Consider the following 25257-nt stretch of genomic DNA (forward strand, 5'->3'; position numbering starts at 1 on the left):
CATATTATGACAAAATATTCTACATTTTTCTATAAAATTTATTTATTTTATTTTTCGACAAAATATTCTAACATTAAATACTATTTTTTTACAAATTCCTCTCTTTTTGATTTTGCAATACCAACTGCTGTTCTAAATTACAACTGAAATCAAAACACACAATGCTCCACCCATAATAAATGTAATCATACTTATTCTCACACTTATAACATCTCCAAGATTATTTTTAGATTTTTCTTTCTCTATATTTACAGTTTCAAGATTGAAATTTGAAATATATTGAGCACTATCTTTTCCCATACCTAGAAGAGATAATCCTGATGGATTTCCACTAATTCCAGAAAATATTCCGAAAATAATTACTGCAATTCCTTCGAGAAATAAGACATCTTTAAATATATATTCTGTAAAATATATAACTACTGCTCCAGCAATAAGTAATATTGATAATAAAGCTACTTCACTAAATAAAAAATTCATTATTTTCTTCCTCATATTTTTTCCTTCTTTCATAAATCTTACTGCTCTTAATAATTATATATTCTATTATATACATGATAAATTCATAACACGAAAACTCTAAATTATACAATTTTAATATTAAAATGTCTGTTTACATCTGTTTAAATTTACACTTTTAAAAATCCAACTACTCCAATTGCTCCAGGACCTCCATGAGTTGAAATCACACATCCAGTTTTAATCCAATTAATATTCTCAAAACCTTTTTCTTTTGCAATCAGCTCTACGCGCTTCTTTATTTCCTCATCAAGTCCTAAAGAATAAATAAAGTATATTTGTTCTCTATCCATATTCCATTTATCTATATATTCATTCACATATTTCTCAGCAACACGTTTTATTGAACCACGATATTTTTGTGTCACAACTAATTTACCATCCAATATTTCAACTACTGGTTTAATTTGAAGAATAGTTGCTCCCAAATATGATGCATTTGACAAGCGCCCACCAGCCTTCAAATACTCAAGATCTCCTGGTATAAAGGATACTCTTGCTCTTTTTACATATTGTTCTATTTTTTCAACTAAGTCCATAGGTTCTATATCTGAAAAGTTCTCTATTAAGTTTGCTGCTTTTAAAACAATAGCTGCTTCCCCTCCAGAAACATTTAACGAATCTACATGTAAAACATTTTTCATACCAGCAGAACCAATAATTGCATTTTGATAAGTACAAGAAGCTTTTGATGAATATCCTATATGAATGATTATACATCCAGGATTTTCTTCTGTAATTTTATTAAATAACTCTTCATATTCATTAGGATTTACCGCTGAAGTTGTTGGTATTTTTTTAGTTCTTTTATGATAATCATATATCTCTGTTACTTGAATAGCTCCATCTTTATAATCTACATCATCCATTACTACATGCATCGGAAGTACATAAATATTATGTTGCTTTGCCAAGTCTTCTGGCAAATCAGTTCCACTTTCTGTCACTAAAATATATTTTTCCATCTTTTCTCCTTATCTAATGTCTTATTTATTAAAATTATATTCTATTTGTACTTATTACGCACTATATACATCCGAGAACTCAATATTAATTTTTTCCACTAAATTTCTTATAGTTCTATATTCACTGTGTGAAATTATAGAATAAGCATTTTCATTTACCTTTACACAAGGAATCCTTATTAAAAATTCGGTTCCATTTTTATATTTTTTATTAATTTCAATACTTCCATTATGCATCTCTACAAAGGTTTTCACAAGGAATAACCCCATTCCAGTGCCTTCCGCAATTCTTGAATTACTCTTATCAACTTTTTCAAACTTTCCAAAAATCATATTTTGAGCTTCTTTGGGAATACCTATTCCATCATCTTTAACGCTTATTTCAATTAAATTTTCATTCACTTTATATATACTAACTTTTATATTCCCATGCTTATTCCCATATTTAACTGAATTCGAAAGAAGATTCAAAATTATACGTTCTATTAAATTTTCATCACAGTCTACATATATTTCTTCACATTCAGTATCAAAAATAATATTCATATCCTTACAATTTGCATACGATACAATTGATAAAGTTATTTCTTCAATAATATTGACAATATTTTGCTTTTTTAATTTTGCTACAAAAAAACCTGCCTGAATCTTAGTTGCATCAATTATATTATTAGTTGTTCTAATAAGTCTTAAACAATTTTGTTTTATTATGTTATTATAGTTTCTTATAGTTCTCATATCTTTATCATTTAAATATAATTCTTCCAATTGTAATGCCGAATAAATTACATTTATTGGTGTTTTTAATTCATGAGATATATTAGTAAAGAAATCATTAATTAATTTATCTTCTTTTTCCTTTTCAATAAGTAATGTCTCCATCTCTAGAGATCTTTTCCTATCTGATATATCTCTTATTATTGATACATTACACTCTTCTACTATGTTTTTTAAAAATAATGTATAAATTTCAGTATCTAATTTTCTTCCATTAAAACTGAGCTTGCCTTCTACAGGATTATTAACCTTAGTTTTATCTCTACTACTGAATCTTTCAACTAATTTCTCCCTATATTCACAATCTACTAAATCAAATATACTTGAGTCAATTATGCTATTTTTATCTTCTATCTCTAGCAAAGATGCCATTTTGCTATTAGCATAAATTATTTTTTCATCTTCTATTAACATTACTCCTTCTGGTAATAATTCAATAAATCTCTTAATTTTATAATACTCTTCTTCCAATTTATTCTTTGAAAAAACTAATTCCTCATTTTTCCTTTCAAATTCCGTTGCTTTTAAATTTATCTTCTCAAAAATTATTTTATATGGATCCGAAATTACTGATTCAAATAATGCTTTAAATAATAAATATGCTGCAATCAATTTTGAAGTATGTCCTAAAAAATTAAATAATCCATATGCATCAATATAAAAAGTAAATAATAATTCAGAAAATATCTTGAAAATTATTGAGAAAAAAATTAATTTACTTCCACTAACTTTTTTTATTTTATAATTATTATTGATAAAAAATGCAAATATCATAAAAAATGTTGAAATAATATACTCACTAATTACCTTAAATTTTGTGAGTCCATATCCATCTATATAACACATAGGAAATATGTTTGTAAACAATATAGTACATAACATTATAGAAACAATAACTAAATTTAAAACTACTACTTTTTTTGCTTTTAGTTTATTATTTAAATAATATATAGAAAAAATTAAAGCTATACTTTCATAATATCTTCCACCAACCCGCAACTGAATAGAAATATCTGGATTATCAACAATAATATTGATTCCTTTATAGGTTAATGTGTGAAACATATCAATAATTCCCACAAACCCATATATAATTCCCAAATAGGTAAACCAATTATTTTCACATATTCTAACTGTTCCAACAGCTACAAGCATTACAGCCAAACTTATGGCTATAGTAGACATTTCAATTAAACTATGAAATAAAGTATAGTTATTTCTGCTAACAAAATAGCATATAACTACCATAATTATTATTATTTTCCATTTATCAGACATAACAAGCTTGTAAATACTTTTATTTTTCATAATAACCTTCCCCCATAAATATTACTCATATTTTCTATTATACCCTTATATTTAATTATAAACTAAAAAATACCATTTTTATATATTATTTCATTATTTTTATTCAAATATTTTCAAATTATTTTACTCCAAAAATTACATTGGTAAAATACATGAAATTCATTAGACTTATAATTTTAAATCTGTATAATCATTCTTAGGCAGATTAACAGTTACAACTCATTTAATATGTCTTAAGTTATCTTTTACTATTTAGGAGGTAATTAATGAATAAGATAAAAAAATATTATATACTCATCCCTATAATTACTGCAATATTGTCACTAATAGTTATAGTATCAACAGCACTCGATACTAATCTCATTAATAAAAGTTATTCCATATTTACAGAAGACATGAATTCCAATAATGTCTCTACAGTCGTAGTTAACAGTTCTCCCAAAATGACCATAATATTAAATAATGGCGATAAATATTATACTGATAATCCACACACAGATACATTAGTTGAAAAGTTATTACTAAAAGGAATAGAAGTTAAAAACGAAAACACTCCTCCTCTTACAAAATCTATTCCTTCAGGTATCTTTGTTTTATCCATTATTTCAATAATGGCCATGCTTTTATACAAAGTTAAAGGAAAGAATTCAGTAACTTCTATAGAAATGCAGGATTTTAGCAAAGACCAAAAAAATGCATTAGACTTCAACGCTGTAGCTGGTAATGAAGAAGCAAAAGAAAGCTTAATGGATATAGTTGATTTTCTCAAGAATCCTGAAAAATATCAAAAATATGGTGCAAGAATGCCGAAAGGTGTAATTCTTTATGGTGATCCTGGTACAGGGAAAACTCTACTTGCAAAAGCTGTAGCTGGTGAAGCAGGCGTTCCATTCTATGCTCTAAGTGGATCTGACTTTGTACAAGTTTACGTTGGGGTTGGAGCTGCAAGGGTAAGAAATTTATTTAAGAAAGCAAAAACTCAAGGAAAAGCTGTGATTTTTATTGATGAGATTGATGCAATAGGAAAAGCAAGAAGCAATGGTAAAAATGGTTCAAGCAATGATGAAAAAGATCAAACTTTAAATGCTCTTTTAACAGAAATGTCTGGTTTTGGACAAGATGATGGCATTGTTGTAATTGCTGCTACAAACAGATTGGACATGCTTGATAAAGCATTATTAAGGCCAGGCAGATTCGATAGACATATCGAAGTATCCTTACCAGATGTTAATGCAAGAGAAAAAATATTATCTCTACATTTTAAAAATAAGCCTCATGAAAATATTGATATTAAAGAACTTGCAAAGAAAACAGTTTACTTCTCTGGTGCAAAACTCGAAAGTTTAGTTAACGAAAGCGCTATTTTAGCTGCAAAAGAAAATAGTACTTCTATTACATCAGCTCAAATAGATGCAGCTTATTCAATAACCTTAGCAGGTCATGAGAAAAAAGAAAGAAGTTATTTAAAAGAAGAAGATAAACTTTTAACTTCATATCACGAAGCTGGACACGGCTTGGTTAATATGCTATTACTTCCAAACGATAAAGTTTCAAAAATAACGATTATTCCAACTACAAAAGGTGCTGGCGGATATACTTTGACTATTCCCGAAGATAAAAGTTACCACAGAATTGATTATCTTAAAAATAAAATTAAAGTCTCACTTGGTGGCAGAGCTGCAGAAGAAATAATTTTTGGAAAGGATAAAATTTCTACTGGTGCCCATGGAGACCTTTCTCAAACTACTGATATTGCATTAAAAATGATTTCCGAATACGGTATGGGAGATACATTAGGACTGATAAAACTTTCAAGTGTCGGTTCTCTATATAGTAGTTATGGAAATCCCGTAATTGAAGAATGCAAAAATCTCGTTAATGAATTATATAAAGAAACTTTAGAACTTTTAAATGAAAATAAGAGTTCTCTTGAAAAAATAGCTTTAGAATTATTAGATAAAGAAACTTTATATGAAGACGAACTAAAAATGATAATATAACAGAAGCTTAGCTTGATTAAACAAATCATTTCCTATTGCCAAATAACAAAAGAGGTTCAATATGCCTCTTTTGTTATTTATTATTCTTCTTTCTTTCAATATATTCCAATAAGCTATTCAACAAATATTTCCTGCCAAAAAAATAAAATTAGACATATAGATATCCTAATTAATAATTCAACTTATATATGTACTATTGAGAAATTCTAATCGTAACACTATACTAGAAAGTAGATATATTTTTCTGGAAACAGGCATGTGAAATTGAGCTGATGATGGTTCTTAATGGTGGCTTGTTTCATTTTCAGCTTGTCCGAAAAGTAAGTGTCCAAATTTTATATTTGGAAACACGAACTTTCTCCTTGGAGCTTTTACATTCGGAACACGCTGAAATGACGACAAGCCGACATTTAGAACCTTCCAGCGAAAATTTCACTAGTCCTGTGGAAAATAAATGTATCTGATTTCGGTAATTGTTGCATAAGTCTAATTCTTGCTTGGGATATCTATATGTATTTCAAACAATATGTCTAATTTTATTTTATAATCCAGTACTATTAATTTCAATTCTTCTCGTATCTTCATTGAAATGCAAATGAATATTTTCCCTTTCTTCCTCTAGAACAAGTCTTGTTTTTCCGAAACAAAATATAGTATTTCTAAATGCCAAAGCAGCTGTTATTCGACCATCTAATGGAACCATCAACGTTGTAGGTACATATGCTTTACTTCCAACAATTCCTGCACTAATGTTTCCTCCAGCTGATAATATGCCTCCACGAGCAACAGAATCTGATTTCGTGAAAAGTATATCTTTCATTGCAGTTAATTTAGAAGTATATTGTCCCTTTCCCCCTATTATTATATTTCCAGTTGATTTAATTTCACAATCCTGGCAATATCCTATTCGTATATCTAATGGTGCTATTAAATTCCTATCATAGTATTCTATTTCATTTTCTAAGATATCCTTTAGGCATTTCAAATCATTTATTCCATTCATATTTAATATATTATATCCCAGAACATTTTCCTTAATATAGTCTACTAACTTGCTTCTTTTAGTTTTATTTTTTATATTTAAAGTTATAATATTTAAAGCAATTTTTTGGAAATTACTAAATCTCTGTTCTGTTATTGTTAGTACAAGCTGATTACTTCTCAAATTAATATCTCTAAATTGTAAATCATCAATATACTCAATCATATTGTAAATAATACGCTTAAATTCATTCAATACATCCAAGTATTCCTTATTTCTAATGTCAATTTGTCCAGATAAAATTTTAGAATTTATTGCATTTCCTAAAATAGTTATTTCACCTCCAGATACTACATTGGAAGTATTAACATTTTGGCTCACGTCTAATGAACCACCCGCACTAACAAACATATTATCTTGAACAGAATCATAAACCTCTATGTCTCCATAGAATTTAATATTACAGGTTTCCATATTTACAGATTCAACGGCATAAATTGGATTAACTGTAACTTTTCTATTTGCAATATGTGCTTTTCCATCAATAAGAGCTATAATATCAGCCCCTTCGATTTTACATCCATCTGAAGCTACTATAGGCATACTTCTTATGTATTCTCTTTTTATTTTTTTTCCAAAAATGTTTTTACCATCCTCGCCTACAACTTCAGGTATTATTTCAGCAATCTTATCTCCTGCATTTACATTAGAAATTCTAAATAAATTTTTAAAATCAACTATTTCATCTGAATCAGGCTCCGGAAATAACATTTGTGTCGGTGTAAAAAATAACTTCACCTCACTTGGTATATCTTTAGCTGGTCTTATTCCTTCTGCAACTAAGATTTCTTTTCCTGTTCCCTCTGTTGCCTCTTCTAAAGCTTCTTCGTCTATACCATAAACTATTCCTTTTTCCTTTAATATCTTCTTTAATTCTTCAACTGTAAAAAATGGCGGAAATTTTTCTGAAGCAATTTCTGTTGATATTGCTAAATTTAAAAAAGCTTCCTTATCTTTTAATTTGAATTCTGCTTCTGGTGTATATGCTACAGTCATATATGCCTTCATTTTATCATCAGAAATAGATATATTAACTTCCCTGTTAGCTTGAGTCTTTTCAAAAGTATAAGTAAACTTATCGTTTGATGTAACTTCATATGCCTTATATTGTTTACATGGAATATCATTTATAAATAAATTAATATATTTTCTAGCTTTTATTGTTATTCTTTCATTAAATGCGCCATCAACAACTATTATTTGTCCATCAGCAACCTTTGCTCCAACTTCTCTTTCCATAATTATCCCCCATAAAAAATATTACAATATATGTTACAATTTTAATATAATCTGCAACCATAATTCAAGATAAATAATTATTATTGTAATATATTAAAACAATATATATTAATTAAAATTATTGTTTATATTTATAATTTCATTAACTATAACTTTACTTATATTAGGAGGAACAAATTTAGGTTTACTTAAATAGTAACCTTGAAGATAGTCCACTCCCAATTCGATTAACTTTTCTAATTCCTCCTTTGTTTCTACTCCCTCAGCTACAACTTTTATTTTCCTTTGTTTGGCATAAGAAATTAGATTCTTGGAAATCTGCTGCCTATCCAGATCTTTATTAATTCCCCTCACAATTTCCATATCAATCTTCACATAATTAGGAGTAATAGCTAACAACACAGCTTCATTGTTATAGCCTGATCCAAAGTCATCTATAGCAATCTGTGCATTCCATCTTTCACATGCTTTCCTCTTTTTAGAAATATTTGTTCCATTGGATCTTTCATTTTCAAGCAATTCTATAACCAATCTGTCAAGATATGCTCCATATAAATTCTCAAATCTTTTTACATCTTTCTCAGATAGCGCATGATTAGGTATTGAATTTACAAATAGTTTTACATCTTTAAATTCTTCCATATAGCTTAAAAATCCTTCAAGTGCTTTAAAAAACGTAATTCTTTCAATTTCATATAATCTAGAATCAGCAGTTGCAAGTTTTATTATATGAAGTGGATTTTGTAGATTTTCTAATTGTGAGCGCATTAAAGCTTCATATGCAAATATTTCTCCTGTTTTTGCATCTACAATTGGCTGGAAAGCGTATTGTATCAATTCTTCATCAAGTAATTTATTTAAATCCTCTTGACTACTTAATAAAAAAGATTCCTCTTCATATTCTTTTCTGCTAAATTCACTTATATTTCCTTTTACTGTTCTTTTAATTTTATACATTGCAAAATCAGAATATTTGGATAGTTCCTCAAAATTTGCAGCATCATCAGGAAACCATGCAACTCCTGTTGATATTCTAATTTTTAATTCTCTATTATTAGGTAACTTAAGTACAGTATTTTCAACATTATCATGAATATCTCTAATAATTTTCCTAATTTCATCCTTATTTTCATATCCATAAATAAATACAAAAAATTCATCCCCTGATCTTCGTCCTACAACCCCTCCATATTCTTCAAGCCTTTTTAATTCTACAGCTGCCTTTCTTATATATTCATCACCATAATCATGTCCATATGTATCATTTACATATTTTAAATTGTCTAAATCCCACATTATAAAAGCACCAATTTTATTTCTAGCTTTTCTTATCCTTTCTTCAACTGTTCTATAAAATGCACGTCTGTTTAATATATCTGTCAGTATGTCATAATCTCTTTCATATTCAATTTTATGCTTCTCCAATATTTCTTGCGTTACATCACTAACTACACCTAACATTCTTGAATTATGCTCTAATATTTTTAATTTTATCCATCTAATGCTATTGTCTTCTTTTGTAATTTTATAAATATCCTCTGCTAAATTTTCTTCATGTACTATTATTTCTTCTATTATTTTTTCAAAGTCTTTAATATAAACATAAGAATCATTTTTATATACATCTTGAATACCTATTACTTGAAAAAAGGTTTCTGTGCAAAATACCATATCATGCCCTTTTTTATATTCAAAAGCACCTATTGGCATATTAAAAAGTTTTATTATTTGTGACAATTTTGATGCCGAATCAACAAGGTTTGTACTTAGAATTTCAATTGCTTCAGATAATTCATCAATCTCAGATATATTGGTTTTTTTAAGAATCAAAGGTTCAATTGGATTACGCTTTTTTACATCTTCAGCTAAATACCTAATTGGTCTAGTAACTCTTGCTCCAGCAATAAGAACAACTGCAATTCCAATTACACTTGATAAAATTAATGATACTGACAATAATCTTGTAAATCGGTTTGAATAATATAATAAATTCTCCTCACCAACAATCCCAATTATCGCACATTTTTCATCTTTAAATGGAGATTTTAAATTATATAAATTGATATATTTAACACAACCATAAGATCTATTTAAATAGTCATTTGTATTTAACTCATAAATAGACTTAAATACTTCAGTACCATTCATTGAAACCTTTTTGTCTTCTGAAAGTATTCTATTTATCATTGGGCCAGTGCTCATGACTTCATTAAAATCCATTCCACTTCCTTCATCAATACCTATTACATAGACCCCCTGCCCATTTGTAGTAAGCTCCTTATAATCAAGTTGTGAATTTAAATATTTTAATGAAAGAGCTACTCCAATAACTCCATAAGGTTTATGATGTTCATCAAATAGAGGAACTGAATATGTAACAATCTTCATATCCTTATCATTTAAAGCAAAAGGTTTGCTCCAATAACCTAAATCTTTATAATCTAAAAACAAATTATCATTAGCAGCTTTAATTGGTTTTTCAAAAAAATCTGTTGCTGTTACTTTTCCAGCTCCATTAAATGTAAACTTATTATTCCAAAGGGCATCTAATGGTATACCTAAACTTCTTGCTGTTGATGCAGAACCTCTTTCCATGAGCAAGTCAGAATTATCCTTTGGATTAGAATTAGGATCTAAATCCCTAATATACAATCCAGGCTTTTCTTGTGAATCAGTATTAAGTATTACGAATGCCCCTGTCACGTAATTTTTTCTTAACATATACACTAATTCATTTGAAATATCTTTTAATGAATCTGTTGCAACTTGAGGATTTTTATCAAAATCATTTACCGTCATACCTCTACTCTTTAAGTTTTCTAATATTCTAGAATTAATTTTCTCCTGATATTCTCCAATATTACTCCAGCGTTGTATCATTTCATTTTCCAAATAGTTTTTTCTTAATTCAATTTTCTGATTTAATATGTTAAAAGAATTATTCCTTAGTATTTCCACTATCCCACTTGTAAAAATTGTACCTACAAATAGAATAACTTGAACGATTACAATAACAATCATAGGAATTAATAATTTTCTAGCTATTGAATTTTTATTTCTAATGATCTCCATATTTCACCCCATTATACCAATCTAGCAATCCAATGAAAATAAAATTTACAATAAAAACTCACATAGCATTATTTATGTCATTTTTTAATTTTTCAAACCACTTTTTAAAATTTTCATCAGTATCATACTTATTTATAAGTTCCTTCTTAGAAATTCCATTATTTAATTGTTTTTGTATTTCCTCTCTATCCAATTTTGCCTTATCCAACATTGCCTTTTCTAAAATATCTCTTGCTTTATTTGAACCATTAAATGCCTTAACAAAATAAAATTCATTTGAATTTTCTTGATCTATTGCTGTAAAAATAGCATCTTGTAATTTTTGTGAAATATCCAAGTCATTATTTTTTGCTATTTCACTTTTAATAAAATCAATGTTATTTGCATCTTTCTTAACTGGAAGATAACCTGACTTTATTGAAAATTCTGTATTTCGTTCTACATCAGTAAACCATTTTAAAAATTCTGTTACTGCATATTCATGTTTACGATCTGATTTAGTAAGCACTATTCCTGCACCTTGTTCTGGCATATACCCCTTATAATTCTCGAATTTTGGAATAGGCAAAACCATACAATCAATTGGGTAGCTAGTCTCATCATTTTTTATAACTGAGCTCGGAAAATATTCTGCTCCTGGTGTTGAACCAACAAAAGCAATTATATCTCCTGTCTTTGTATCATCTGAACGAAATCGTCCATAGGCTCCATAATACCCATTAATATATGGAACATAAAAATTATCCCACAGCTTTCTCATAACCTTTTCATTCAAATTAACATTTACTTTACCATCTTCTATTTTAAATATTTCTTCTCCTAATTCTTTACTGCCAACCATCATATAATTAGCCATAGCATCTCTTCCAAAAAAAGCTTTTCCATCATCCTTAATTTCTGTTTTGCTGTCTGACCATTCATAGTATTGTTTAGCTAGTTCTGCAATACCTTCCCAGGTTTGAAATTTATTTATATCTGCATTTGTTTCTTTTGCAAACATACCCCAGGCGGTTTTATTTACCATAAGTACTTCTGTAGATTTTGCTATTGGAAATATAGTTAATTTATCACTGCTTGTTATTTTACCTTCCTCAATATAATTATCTATGTACTTTGACATTTCACTTTTAGATAAATATTGATTATAATCCGATAATAATCCAAGCTGCTCTAATTTATATGCTGTATCTGGATAAGCAGTGAAAGCCTCAGGCATCTTACCTGCGCCTACTTTTTCATTTGAAGTATCTATAACTTTATCAGTTAATTCATTTATACTTCCTTGACTAAAAGCTTCGACAATTATCCCTTCCTTTTTCCCAACAGTTTTGTTAAATTCCTCAACCATTTTATCAAATTCTATTTTCTGTACTCCATTATAGTAATGCCATATTTCAACTGCAGTAGGATTTTCTTTATCTAAACCATATTTATTCCCTAAATTTAATGAACATCCTAAAATAAAAAAACATAATATTAAAACTGGTACTATTTTTATTGTAATTCCCCTCTTATCTAACATAATTCCCCCCATTAAACCGTTCTATATCCTCTCTAATTATAGGTTATAATTCATTTAATTTCCACAAAATAATTTAACTTTTTCCCCAATAATTATACATCTAGATTCTTTTCCATGACCAATTTCACTTGTCTTTACAATTGGTATATTAGTGTCATTTATTTTTTCTTTTAATAATTCTACTATATTAGGTGAATACTTTTCTTTCTCCATTTCTGTAAAACTTCCAAGGATTATTCCTTTGACTTTTTTAAATACCCCTAGTTGTTTATATTGAGTTAAATACGTAGCCATTTTAGGAACATCTCCACCTAAACCTTCAAAGAGAATAATTTTATCTTGAAAATCAGGCATGTATTCAGTCCCTGAAAGTTTCAGCAAACAACGAATATTTCCGCCTACTATTGTACCTTCCATACTTCTTCCCTGTATCCACTCATAGTTAAATTTCAAAAGTTCATTTCCTTCTCCCATAAAAGTGCTTTTAAATTCTTCAATTTGTCTCTCATCATTACTTTCAACCAAATTTCTAATTTGATAAAGATATGTCTTCATATTTGTCTTTGAATATAAAGCATTGATAACTACTGATAAATCACTGTATCCAAAGAAAGGTTTTGGATTCTTTTTTATTACTTCAAAATCTAAATACTCCAAAACTTCATTCGCAACATCTCCACCTGAAACATCAAATATAGCTTTAATTTCTTCATCAAGGAAAAATTTCATTACAGCTTCTGCTCTCTCCCTACCATTGCCATTAAATACAGAGTAGCTTTTATATATTCTTTCACTATATACTAGGTTAAGTCCAAAAGTACCTAATACATTCTCTAAATTGAGAATTTTATTTCTATTCTTTTCATCTAATCCATTAGAACAAGCAACTATACCAACCTTATCACCACTACTTAGTAACTTCATCTTAATTTCCTCCCTAAACTATTAATACCTATAGTTTTTTATAACCTTCTTATTGAGTATTTCCCCTCCTTTGTCATTTGTCTAAAAATAAATTCTTGTTGTTTATTAATATTAGTCTCTCTAATTATTTTTGACCAATGTGTCCATGTTTGATCCTTATGAAAAATAATTCCTGAAATCATAGTTTTTACTTCAATTATTTTATTCAATTTAATTTCTTCTATCTGGTCATTCAAATAATCAGATATACGCTCTTCAATTTCAGCCTCTTTACTAGAATCAGTTTCCATTTCTTTAAAAATAACTGGTGAAATGCAAACATTAGATCTCCAATCACATTTCTCTCCATATTTTAATATAGCTTCATCACTTGTTTTAATCTCAATTATGTGAATATTTATTCCACAGAACTTTTCTTTTAAATATTCCAATAAGCTTTGTTTTCCATCCTCTTCATTACTTTTATTATAGATAATCTTTTTAGCTTCTCCACTAATTGGAACGCCCAAATTATATAATGGCACAAGCCCATCATACGGCATTGCTTTTGATTTTAATGATTCAGAATCACTTATCTTTCTGATAAGCTCCGACTCTCCCCTATAGTTTGAACTTCCATAAACATTATTATCTTGATACTTATTTTTTTGATTTTCATTATTAGCAGAGTATTCTGGTATAGACCAATATTCAACAGTACCATCACTATGAAATATAATTCCTGACGACATTTTTTCATAATTAAATAGACCTGTATTATTTTCATGAATATATCTAAAAATTTTATTTTCTATTTCTATTCTTCTACTCATACTTTCTTCCATTTGCTTTAATATTATTGGTGAAATAATAACATTAAACCTCTCGCTATAATCATCTCCATAGATACTTACAGTTTGATCATTTTTTGAAACATCTGCAATTTCAAAATTAGCTTGAATAAATTTTTTTTGCAAATCTGAAAGAACCTCTGATTTATTTGCTGAATCTAATTGAAATGAAAAAGCTCCATCATTAGTTTCAATATTATTACTTTCATAATTATAAATGTGATCTCCAAATTTGTTTGTTTGCCCTATTTCCATAAATGCACCTCCTAAAAATCAAAACAAATAATTATTCAGTTAATACCGTAAAAAAATAGTGTCAGACATTCATCTAACACCATTTTAGCACATTATACTAATTTATATATATTTTATATTTTATTATTAAATTTCTATTTATTAGGATTTGAAATAACAGCTTTTTCATTAATAGTTTCTACAACTTCACCATTAACACTTAAGTCTTTATCCCTTAAATTATAAATTATAAATTCAACATTCTCATATTTTTCTTTATATCCTTTGTCTATTACCTTAAACTTAATTTCAACCTTTTCATCCAAATTAGTTATCTTAATTTTGTAATGATTAAATTCCCCAGCTTGATATCTAAAACTTTCACCATCATCAGTATAATGATGATATCTAGTTTCTGTGTTTTCTTTTGATAAATAGACTTCTATATTTAATTTATTTGTTTTCTTTTCACCAATATAATTTTGATCTTCTCCAGTTGGAATTATAGAACCACCTTTAACGTAAATCGGACAAACATCCACTGGAGTTTCCTTTATGATATATTGTCCTCCTTCGTATTCTTCTTTAGTCCAATAATCTATCCAACTATTTCCTTCTGGAAGATATAGCATTCTTGCTTTTGCTCCTTGTTCAACAACAGGCGCTACTAAAATATTTTCCCCACAAAGGAATTCATCATTTATCTCATAAGTTTTTTTATCATTTTGATAATTAAATAGTAATGGTCTTATAATTGGTTCCCCATTTTTACTGCATCTCCACATCATATCATAAAGATACGGCAACAATTTATAACGTAATTTTATATATTTTCTATTAATTTCTTCAGTTATTTCATCAAAAGCCCAAGGTTCTTGATCCCTTGTTCCCATTGCAGAATGATTTCTAAAAAGAGGAGTGAATGTTCCAACTTGAACCCACCTGCTCAATAGTTCAGCACTACAGTCATGTCCAAAACCACCTACATCAGTTCCACAAAAAGCCATTCCACTAAGTCCTAAATTCATGAGCATAGGAATTGACATTCTAAGATGCTCCCATGTGCTTTGATTATCTCCTGTCCATGCAGTTGAATACTTCTGAGTTCCTGCATAACATGCTCTAGTTACAATAAATGGTCTCTTTCCTGTTGCTTTCTTCAAACCTTCATAAGTTCCCTTCGCCATCATATGACCATAAATATTATGCACTTCTTTATGAGTTACTAAAATACCATCATTATTAAACATAACATCATCTGGAAGTGGTCCATTAAAACTTGCTGGCTCATTCATATCATTCCAAATTCCACTTACTCCAGCATCAATCATTATTTTTTGATTTTCTCCCCACCATTTTCTTACCTTTGGGCTTAAGAAATCAGGATAAACCGAATCTCCAGGCCATACTTCATTTCTATATACTATCCCTTGATTATCTGTTGCAAAATATCCATTTTCAAGACCTTCATCATAAATTTTATAACCTTTATCCACCTTAACACCAGGATCTATTATTGTTACAACCTTAAAGCCCATATTATTCAAGGTTTTAATCATAGCTTCTGGATTTTCAAATCTTTCTTTATTCCAAGTAAATACTCTATATCCATCCATATAGTCTATGTCCAAGTATAGGGTATCACAAGGAATTCCTTTTTCTCTAAGGCTGTTTGCTATTTCCATAAGTCTTGTTTCATTATCATAAGACCATCTGCATTGTTGATATCCAAGTGTCCACAATGCTGGTAGTGGCATATTTCCAGTAATTATAGTATATCCTTCTACAACTTTTTTTACTGAAGGACCATAAATAAAATAATAATCTAAATTACCATCTGCAGCTGCAAAATAGTAATATTCTGAATTATCCCTTCCCATATCAAAATAAGTCTCGAAATGATTGTCAAAAAATATACCAAAAGCATTTCCTTTACTTAATCCAATTAAGAAGGGAATTGATTTATAAAGTCTATCAAAAGTTTCTCCATGTGGTTTAGCATTATCTGTATTCCAATTTACATAATGGTAACCCTTTTTATTTAAATGTCCAGTTTTTTCTCCCAATCCATAAAAGTACATCTCTTCTTCCATATTTTTTGATATGTACAACTTATACTCTTCCTGATTATTGATAGCATGTCCTTCTGCTTCAGCAAGCATATAGTCACCATAACGTCTATTAAAAGGTTTACTATCACCTCGATAATCGGCGCATAACCTTGTACCCTCTTTATCATAAATATCCACTTTAAAACAATCGTATACCTTAAGCTGCAACTGTTCTGTTGATATTTGAATTCCACCATTTATAAATTCCACTTCAAAATCACAATTCTTATCCTTTAAATTTTCAACTGCTTTTGAATTTCTTTCTTTTCTAAATGAAGGTACAAAAAAATTAATTATATAAGAATTCACTATTTTTATATATACTTTTTCCTCTTCAAACTCAATATTAACTATATTGTTTTCAACCTCGTATCCTAATAATTTTCCATAACTGTTTTTTACGTCTTTACAATTATCCATAGCTTTTCCTCCATATTAATAATTCTATTAGTTATATCAATTTACTGTTATTATATACTGATAGTTTATTAATTTCTTGCATTATACAACCATTAAATATAAAAATACTGCTGTTGCCTTTTTAAAAGAATACGGATCATCAATTGGTTAACCGAAAAAAATGAATGGTGAACAATATTAACAAGTTATCATTCACCATTCATTTTAAACTATTAGTCTATTTGATCCAAAGACTAGAATTTCCAAAATGCTTATCTAATCTATCACTAAACCATCGTCCATTAAGAACTTCTTTTATTAATTTATCTTTTACTTCTTTTGATAGCGTAGTATCAGCATCCATTTGTTTTAAAATCTCTTCATAATCAATTCTTTCATTAGACATACTTATTTTAGCGTTATTTTTGTCAGCATCTAAAATTAATTGAGTTGTTTTACTATTTGCGCCATTCCAAGGTTTCCATTCACATCCAGTAATAATTTTCCCATTAGGAGTTCCATCCCATAAGAAATTTGTAATATAGTCAGTAACTTTTGCACCTAGATCTTTTGCTCCAGCATTGTTAAAACTATCTTTATACATTGCACTAAAACCTGTTGTTTCATCTGTTAGGAAAGGAATCCAAACTCCATGAAATGGTCCTGCTAATTGAGCCATTTTATCTCCTACTACATTCTTGTCTAACCCCCACTTAAAATCACCTGTGTAAATTTGGGCATTATAATTTTTAATCATTCTTTCAGCTGATTCTTCAGCATTGAATAATTCATATAATTTACTTCCATAATTTAATGCAAAGTTTAATTCCTTATTAGCTTCCTGATTAGTCATAAGCGTGTTATCATCTTTAGCTGCAAAATACTTGTCATATCTACCAAACAAAGAGAATTCTTTAGCTCCTGTTAACATAATAAGAGGCACATTATTATAATTCTTTGTATCAAAGCCCTCCTTAGGTAAAACTGTTCCATCACTGTATAAATGAGGGAAAGCACTCATCCTTATACCTGCATTTCCCATTAATTTAGCTAATCTATCTGATGAAAGATTATATAGATAAGCTTTTACATCTTTTCCATCAGTTAATAACCACTTGTATGCTTCACCTTCAGTTGCTTTAATTTTATCAGCTACTACTAGTGGAGCAATTGCTTTTGCAATTACCTTAGCACTATCTTCTGGATCTGCAGTTGTCATTCCACCACTAAATGAAATTGCTTTTTGAAATTTATCCTTAAATATTGGTGATATAAGCATAGCCATTACATCTCTACCACCAGCAGAGAATCCAGAGGCTGTAACATTTTCAGAATTTCCACCAAAAGAACTAATGTTAGCTTTTATCCAATCTAATGATTTGCTTATATCTAACAAAGTATAATTACCAGAATCCTCATTTTTATTTCCTGTCTTAAGTGCTGGTAAGCTATTAAATCCGAGAGCACCTAATCTATAATTTATAGAAACAACTATACAATTAGCATTTACAGCCAATTTCTTAGGACTTATCTCATTGCTAGCACCTGTTTGATTATTACCTCCATGAATATAAACTAAAACTGGTAAATTAGTTTGATTTGTATTAGGTCTATAAATATCTAAATTTAAACAATCCTCACTGCCAACGATTTTGCCATTAGATAATTGAATTCCCATATTTCCATCTTTAGTTGCATCTAAGGTTCCTGCCCAACTATCAGGATTCACAGGAGCTTTCCATCTCAATTCACCAACTGGTGCTTTAGCATATGGTATGCCCTTCCAAATTAAAGTTTTTCCATCATTTTCTTGGTATCCTTTAATCTTACCATATTTTGTCGTTTGAATAATACCTTGGGAATATCCTGCATTTTCTTCTTTTGAAGTTCCTGCTACTACATTAACAGAAGTACCATCTTGAGCTTTAACTGGTATACTGACTAATGAGCCTGCCATCAATGAAACAGATAACGCCATTGCCACTAAAAAACTTGTTTTTTTACACATTACTTTTCCCCCTTTAAAAACAATTGTTTATTAATAAATAGTAATATTAAATCTATTAAACCTTTTCATAATTTAATATCACTAAGTATTTTAACTTCATGTAGAAAAAATTGCTTCCTAAAAAAACAACCTAAGTAAAATATAAGCATCTTCCAATTCTTATATTTTGCTTAGGTTTCGCCTGAATATCAGTAACGATCCTACAATAACATCATGTATACATTTTCATCTGCATTAAGAATAACATTTTTTTGATAATCTTGTCAATATATTTGGATATAATTTCATATATAAAAATAGCATAATATAGTTTTTAGTAAAATCAAAACTACATTATGCAAAAAAATTATTTTTCTATCTTCTTCATACTAATCTAAAGACTTTTCTATTAAATTATTTTTTATGCCATAGATCCATCAGAAGTTAAATAATATCCACCTACATATGCATTAGAAACCATTGTTCCATTATCTCTTAGGAAATACCACTTATCGCCGTCATTAATCCAACCAGTTTGCATTATACCATTAGCATCCATATAATACCACCATCCATTAACACTTCTCCAGCCAATTACAGGAACTCCTTGTTCAATTAATATCCATTTTCCTGCTTTTGTTTTTCCCCAGAAATCCCCTTTTACTCCTGTACTTGGTGATGTAGTTACAATTTCATCTGTTGGTGCTGAATCTGTAGTTGTAGAAGTTGTACTAGTTGTAGTTGTTGTGGAAGTTGTAGAATCTGTTGATTTATCATCTTTCGCAGCCTGTTCTGGTGTTATTGTGCTTGAAAAAGAATTAATGTACGAAGAAACCTTTTGATTGCTCTTATCAATATCCTTCCATTCAAATCCAGGTGTCATATTGTCAAAATCTTCTTTCGTATATTTATCTTTATCGTCACTTGAACTTGCCGCATATACACAGGTTCCTTGCGCTAAAATTGCAACTAATGCAAGAGTTAAAATTCTTAATTTTTTGCTTTTCATTTTTCTCATCTCCTAGAATATTATATGTATATTAATAATTCAAGCTAAATTTATATTCTTACTATTCATTATCGTTTAAATATTATATTTCTTCAGTATATTATATATATTTTTTATCATCTTCTAAAGATTTTGTAAATGTAAAATACCTCCAATTCTGCTTTTGCATACATTGAAGGTATCATTTTCAATACTATTTCTTCTTATTATATTTTTTACAAAGTTCCATCATTTCTTCTTGAGCATTAATTATCTTATCCTGAGCCACTACTTTTGAATAAGAACCATCTGTGTTCAAGATTCTACTTTTAACATTATCTTTTAAATATAATTCTAGCATTTCTTTTAGTTCTCTCTTTATCATAGAATCCTCAATTATTGTCATTGTTTCAACTCTTTTATCAAGATTTCTATACATCCAGTCTGCACTTGATATGTAAATATCCTCTTTTCCTTCATTATGAAAATAATAAATCCTGCTATGTTCTAAATATCTTCCTACAATACTTTTAACTGTTATATTTTCGCTTAAGCCTTTTATACCTGGTTTCAAGCAACAAATTCCTCTTACTATAAGTTGAACTTTCACACCAGCTTGTGAAGCCTTATACAAGGCAATCATAAGCTTTTTATCAACTAAGGAATTCATCTTTGCTATTATTTTCGCCTTTTTTCCACTTTTGGCATATTCAGTTTCTCTTTCAATTAAGTGTTCCAATTTCTTTCTTAATCTATAAGGTGCTATTGTTATTTTACTCATATTTTCAGGTTTGAAATATCCAGAAAGCATATTAAAAATAACTGTTGCATCCTCTCCATATTCTGGCTTTGAAGTAAGAATGCCAATATCTGTATAAAACTTAGCAGTTACATCATTATAGTTTCCCGTTCCTAAATGAACATATCTTTTTATTCCTTTTTTTTCCTGTCTAACAATAAGTAAGATTTTACTATGAGTTTTAAGTCCAATAACCCCATATATAACATGACATCCAGCTTTTTCAAGCTGCCTAGCCCAATGAATATTATTTTCTTCATCAAATCTTGCTTTAAGCTCAACAAGCACAGTTACTTGTTTACCATTTTCTGCTGCCTTTGAAAGTGCTGCAATTATTGGAGAATTTCCACTTACTCTATACAGTGTCTGCTTGATTGCCAATACCTTTTCATCCTTTGCTGCTGTCTCTACTAACTTAACAACTGACGAAAAGCTTTCGTAAGGGTGATGCAGAAAAATATCATTTTTACTTATTGCTTGAAAAATATCTTCTTGTAACTCCTTAATTGCTAAACTCTTCACCTGTTCAAATTTTAATTCACTATACCCTTTAACGTTGTATAACTTATTACAAAATGTTAAATCGATAGGTCCCTTGATTTCAAATATTTGATTCTCTGATATTTCAAATTCCTGCTCTAAAATATTTATTATTCTATTATCATTAGATTGCTCAATTTCCAATCTAACCTCTACTCCCCATCTTCTTTGCTTAAGAGATTCCTCAATTGTCTCCAGTAAATCTTCTGCACCTTCTTCATTTAAGCTTAAATCAGCATTTTTAGTTACTCTATAGCAAGCAGTTGTTAATACTTTAAATCCAAAAAGCTCACTTAAGTGATTTTTTATAACATCCTCTAATAATATAAAATTCTCTCCATTTTCTCCTGGAATAGGAACTAATCTATCTAATACAGATGGTACTTGAATAGTTGCAAAGACTTCCTGTCCACTCTTATTGGATTGTAATATCACTCCTATATTTAAGGTTTTATTTAATAATAATGGAAATGGTCTTCCTGAATCAATTACCATTGGTGTCAATACTGGATAAAGAATATTTTTATAATATTCATTTACAAACTTTAACTGTTCTTCATTCATCATGTTATAATTTAAAATTCTTAAATTTTTTACCCCTAAACGATCATATAAATGCTCATATGTAATATATTGATCTTTTACCATCATTCTAACTTTTTCTAATATCTTTTCAATTTGTTCGCCAGGCGTCAAACCTGAAACTTCTCTTTCATCAAAACCTGCTTGAATCTGGCTATATAAAGATCCAACCCTTACCATAAAAAATTCATCAAGATTAGAGCTAGATATAGCTAAAAATTTAAGTCTTTCCAATAACGGATTTGTATTATCCTTAGCTTCATCCAATACCCTTTGATTAAATTCTAACCAACTTAACTCTCTATTAAAGAAATTTTTGTAATTATCATACGCATGCAGCTCGTTCATAATATCCCCTCATTCTAAATAAGTTAAATATTTTAACCTAATCTAATTATTTGCTATAATAGTATTTAAAATACGTGATCTATAATGTACAATATTAAAATACATAATATTATAATCTAGCATTCTTGTTAACTTCATGTTAATAACAGATTATATATTGGTTAATTTTACTATAATTGTATCATATCTTAGGAGGAATCAGATGAAAAATATTGCAGTAATTGATATTGGTTCTAACTCTATGAGAGTTTTAGTATATGAAATATACGAAAATAACTCTTTTAAAATTATTGATGAAGAAAAAAGAATGACACGACTTGGAGAATATATTGATAAAAATAATAAACTTTCTAACGAAGGCATTGAAAAATTATTAATAACTCTTGAATTTTTTAAAATTCTTTGTGAAAAAAATAATGTTGTTGAAATAATAGTAGTTGCAACAGAAGCAGTTAGACGTTCAGAAAATAGAGATGATATCTTAGGTTTAATAAAGAAAAATACAGGTTTAAATATTAGAATTCTAAGCGGATTAGAAGAATCAGCCTATGGTTATATAACAATTCAATCAACGATGGATATTAGTGATGCTATACTGATAGATATTGGTGGTTCTAGTATGGAAATCACTTTAGTTAAGGATAGAAAAATATCACACGGAATAAGTTTACCTTTAGGTTCAATTCCACTAACTAAACTATTTCCTTTTGATGAAAATGAAAAGGAAGATTTATCAGCAGATTTCAAAAAGTTTATTTTTAAAGAATTCGATAAATTACCTTGGCTAAAAAACGAAAAAGATTTACCTTTAATCGGTATTGGTGGTACAGCCCGTTCCATCGGGAAAATACATAAAAAATTTATTTCTTATCCTTTAGATTTATTGCATAATTATTCAGTATCCTTTGAGGAAATCAAAATTCTTTATGACTATGTTATTAGTCTTGATTTTAATCAAAAACAAAAGTTAAAAGGCTTACCTAAAGAAAGAGTTGATATTTTTACAGCACCTTTTTCTGCTCTAGTTATGCTTATGGACTATTGTAATTGTCCACTTTTAAAAATTAGCCAATATGGAATACGTGAAGGGGTCTTATACGAAAAATTATTAGGTAAGGATATTCATAATATTGATATTTTAGAATTCTCTTTAAATAATATTTTAACTAATAACGATTTAAACATTACTCATGCTGATAAAATCAGGGATTTATGTTTTGTTATCTATAAATATCTTGAAAATTCAAATTCTAAATATTCAAGATTAGAAAATAAATTGCTTGGAATCATTGCAAAATTGCATGATGTAGGAGTAAGTATTTCTGTTAAACATGCTTATAAACATAGCTTTTATATCATAATAAATTCTTTAATAGCAGGGCTTTCACATAAAGAAATCCTGATGACAGCATATTCAATAGCACTTAGCGGAAAATTCGATTATAAAATTATAGATGAATACAAAGACTTACTAACGAAGGATCAAATACTTATCTGCAAAAGACTTTCAACCATTTTATGCTTAGCTCATAAAATTGATAAATATTTCTATAATAGTTTAGCTGAAGTTGTAGTTATTAATGAAAAAGATAATTTCAAATTAGCTATACCAAAGGCTAGTGTAAAATATATGAAGGATAGTCTGCCTGTAGAAATGGATGAAAGTTTTAAAAAGTGCTTTGATAAAAAATTATGCATTATTGAATTATAATCAATTTTTATCCACACAATATATTGCAATATATTGTGTGTAGTAATAAAAAAATATAAATTAAGGAGATAATTATCGCAATATGAAATTTGAATTTGATAAAAAATTACTTAAATACTCAATATATATAACTATTACTGCAGTAATAATATATATAGCATTCTTAATTATTTTTAATATTGGTACAATTTTTGGAGTTACATTTGATACTTTGGGATATATCTTAGGTTTAATTAAACCATTGATTATAGGTATTATAATAGCATATCTATTATATCCTCTTACTAAAGCCATTGAAAAATTTCTAGAAAAAAATAAAGTATTTAAAATAAAAAAAGCTTCAATAAGACGTATTTTGGCTATCACATTATCTTATCTTTTAATAGTAGGCATTTTTTCAGGTTTACTATTAGGTATATATTTTATGATTGGTGGACAACTATCCAACAACACTACCTTAACAAATATTACGCAACATATAGGATTATATATAAGCAATACTTCCTTTTCTCCAAGCTCTATTAAAGAAACTTTAGATAAAATAAATAACCCTCTTATTAATAGTATGAATCCTTACATTGTTGATGGTGTAGTTTACTTACAAAAATATGTTGAAAATAATCTAGGTAATATGACCTCTTATGTTATGTCAATTGGAAGTAGTGTTGCAATTTTTTTCATTGCTCTAGTAATAAGTATTTATCTATTGAAAGATTCTGAGTACTTTTTCGACTTATGGCATAAAATATATAACTTAATTTTTAGGAAAAGTAAGGTAGGAGGTAAGATAACTTATGTCTTTAAAGTTATTCATCAATCCTTTTCAAATTATTTAAAAGGACAATTACTCGAAGCATTTTTTGTTGGAGTTTTATCTGCTGTTTCCCTTTCAATAGTTGGTATTGATTACGCTATTATAATTGGTATTTTCGCAGGAATAACGAATATGATTCCTTATGTAGGACCAATTGTAGGTACTGTTCTTGCAGCTATTATGGGATTACTCAGTGGAACTCCTATAAATGTCCTTTATGCAGTAATAGCAATGCTTATAGTTCAGCAAATTGATGGACATCTTTTAGCACCTAAAATTGTTGGAGATAGTGTAGGCTTACATGCTGTATTTATAATAATAGCGATTTTAATAGGTGGAGATGTTGGTGGAATCCTTGGAATGCTTCTTGCAGTTCCAATAGCGGCTTCTCTAAAAGTGCTTATAAACAACTGGTATGAAAATCACACAAAAGTTCAAACTAATTCTGATGATATAAAAAATACAACTGATTAGAAAACAAAAAAATCGCAGGCGACTGTGGAGCCGGAGATTTTTAATATTAAGTTCCGTATTGTGCTTCGCACT

The 25257-nt window shown here is 28.5% G+C and carries 15 protein-coding genes; 3 read left to right on the forward strand and 12 right to left on the reverse strand.

The genetic code is table 11. The features are described 5' to 3' along the window. Positions 1-132: 132 nt before the first annotated feature. The 3 genes from CSPA_RS20180 to CSPA_RS20190 form a co-directional block, all read right to left on the reverse strand. Positions 133-495, reverse strand: coding sequence for a hypothetical protein (locus CSPA_RS20180; protein WP_015394220.1), 363 nt, complete (start codon positions 493-495; stop codon positions 133-135). A gap of 134 nt (positions 496-629) precedes the next feature. Then, the gene (locus CSPA_RS20185) at positions 630-1484 is read right to left on the reverse strand and encodes a DegV family protein (protein ID WP_015394221.1); all 855 of its coding nucleotides are present in this window, start codon (positions 1482-1484) and stop codon (positions 630-632) included. Positions 1485-1538: 54 nt separating this feature from the next. Continuing rightward, entirely contained in the window at positions 1539-3569 is a 2031-nt protein-coding gene (locus CSPA_RS20190; protein ID WP_015394222.1) for a sensor histidine kinase, read from the reverse strand. Between the two features lie 266 nt (positions 3570-3835). Here CSPA_RS20190 and CSPA_RS20195 point away from each other — a divergent pair, with 266 nt between their 5' ends. After that, positions 3836-5569 (forward strand): ATP-dependent metallopeptidase FtsH/Yme1/Tma family protein, encoded by a 1734-nt coding sequence (locus tag CSPA_RS20195; RefSeq protein WP_015394223.1) that lies wholly within the window; start codon positions 3836-3838, stop codon positions 5567-5569. Between the two features lie 541 nt (positions 5570-6110). Here CSPA_RS20195 and CSPA_RS20200 read toward each other — a convergent pair. The 9 genes from CSPA_RS20200 to CSPA_RS20240 form a co-directional block, all read right to left on the reverse strand. Next, positions 6111-7850 (reverse strand): FapA family protein, encoded by a 1740-nt coding sequence (locus CSPA_RS20200; RefSeq protein ID WP_015394224.1) that lies wholly within the window; start codon positions 7848-7850, stop codon positions 6111-6113. Between the two features lie 108 nt (positions 7851-7958). Then, positions 7959-10922 carry a bifunctional diguanylate cyclase/phosphodiesterase gene (locus CSPA_RS20205; RefSeq protein WP_015394225.1) on the reverse strand — a complete coding sequence of 988 codons (2964 nt, stop codon included), beginning with the start codon at positions 10920-10922 and terminating at the stop codon, positions 7959-7961. A gap of 58 nt (positions 10923-10980) precedes the next feature. Then, positions 10981-12444, reverse strand: a complete 1464-nt coding sequence (locus tag CSPA_RS20210) for an extracellular solute-binding protein (RefSeq protein ID WP_015394226.1) — start codon at positions 12442-12444, stop codon at positions 10981-10983. Between the two features lie 54 nt (positions 12445-12498). Continuing rightward, positions 12499-13368, reverse strand: a complete 870-nt coding sequence (locus CSPA_RS20215; RefSeq protein ID WP_015394227.1) for a S66 family peptidase — start codon at positions 13366-13368, stop codon at positions 12499-12501. Between the two features lie 38 nt (positions 13369-13406). Beyond that, positions 13407-14453 (reverse strand): hypothetical protein, encoded by a 1047-nt coding sequence (locus tag CSPA_RS20220; RefSeq protein WP_015394228.1) that lies wholly within the window; start codon positions 14451-14453, stop codon positions 13407-13409. A gap of 134 nt (positions 14454-14587) precedes the next feature. Next, entirely contained in the window at positions 14588-16963 is a 2376-nt protein-coding gene (locus CSPA_RS20225; protein WP_015394229.1) for a glycoside hydrolase family 31 protein, read from the reverse strand. 217 nt (positions 16964-17180) lie between these two features. Next, positions 17181-18950 (reverse strand): carboxylesterase family protein, encoded by a 1770-nt coding sequence (locus CSPA_RS20230; RefSeq protein WP_015394230.1) that lies wholly within the window; start codon positions 18948-18950, stop codon positions 17181-17183. A gap of 400 nt (positions 18951-19350) precedes the next feature. Continuing rightward, positions 19351-19938: a PspC-like choline-binding domain-containing protein gene (locus CSPA_RS30825; protein WP_015394231.1), complete on the reverse strand. Its 588-nt coding sequence runs from the start codon at positions 19936-19938 to the stop codon at positions 19351-19353. 193 nt (positions 19939-20131) lie between these two features. Continuing rightward, entirely contained in the window at positions 20132-22186 is a 2055-nt protein-coding gene (locus CSPA_RS20240; RefSeq protein ID WP_015394232.1) for an RNA degradosome polyphosphate kinase, read from the reverse strand. A gap of 202 nt (positions 22187-22388) precedes the next feature. Here CSPA_RS20240 and ppx point away from each other — a divergent pair, with 202 nt between their 5' ends. Both ppx and CSPA_RS20250 read left to right on the forward strand, forming a co-directional pair. Next, complete coding sequence (gene ppx, locus CSPA_RS20245; protein ID WP_015394233.1) at positions 22389-23897, forward strand: exopolyphosphatase; 1509 nt, start codon at positions 22389-22391, stop codon at positions 23895-23897. A gap of 82 nt (positions 23898-23979) precedes the next feature. After that, positions 23980-25185 (forward strand): AI-2E family transporter, encoded by a 1206-nt coding sequence (locus CSPA_RS20250; RefSeq protein ID WP_015394234.1) that lies wholly within the window; start codon positions 23980-23982, stop codon positions 25183-25185. Positions 25186-25257 lie beyond the last annotated feature (72 nt).

It is taken from the genome of Clostridium saccharoperbutylacetonicum N1-4(HMT) (assembly GCF_000340885.1).
GTDB classification, from domain to species: domain Bacteria; phylum Bacillota; class Clostridia; order Clostridiales; family Clostridiaceae; genus Clostridium; species Clostridium saccharoperbutylacetonicum.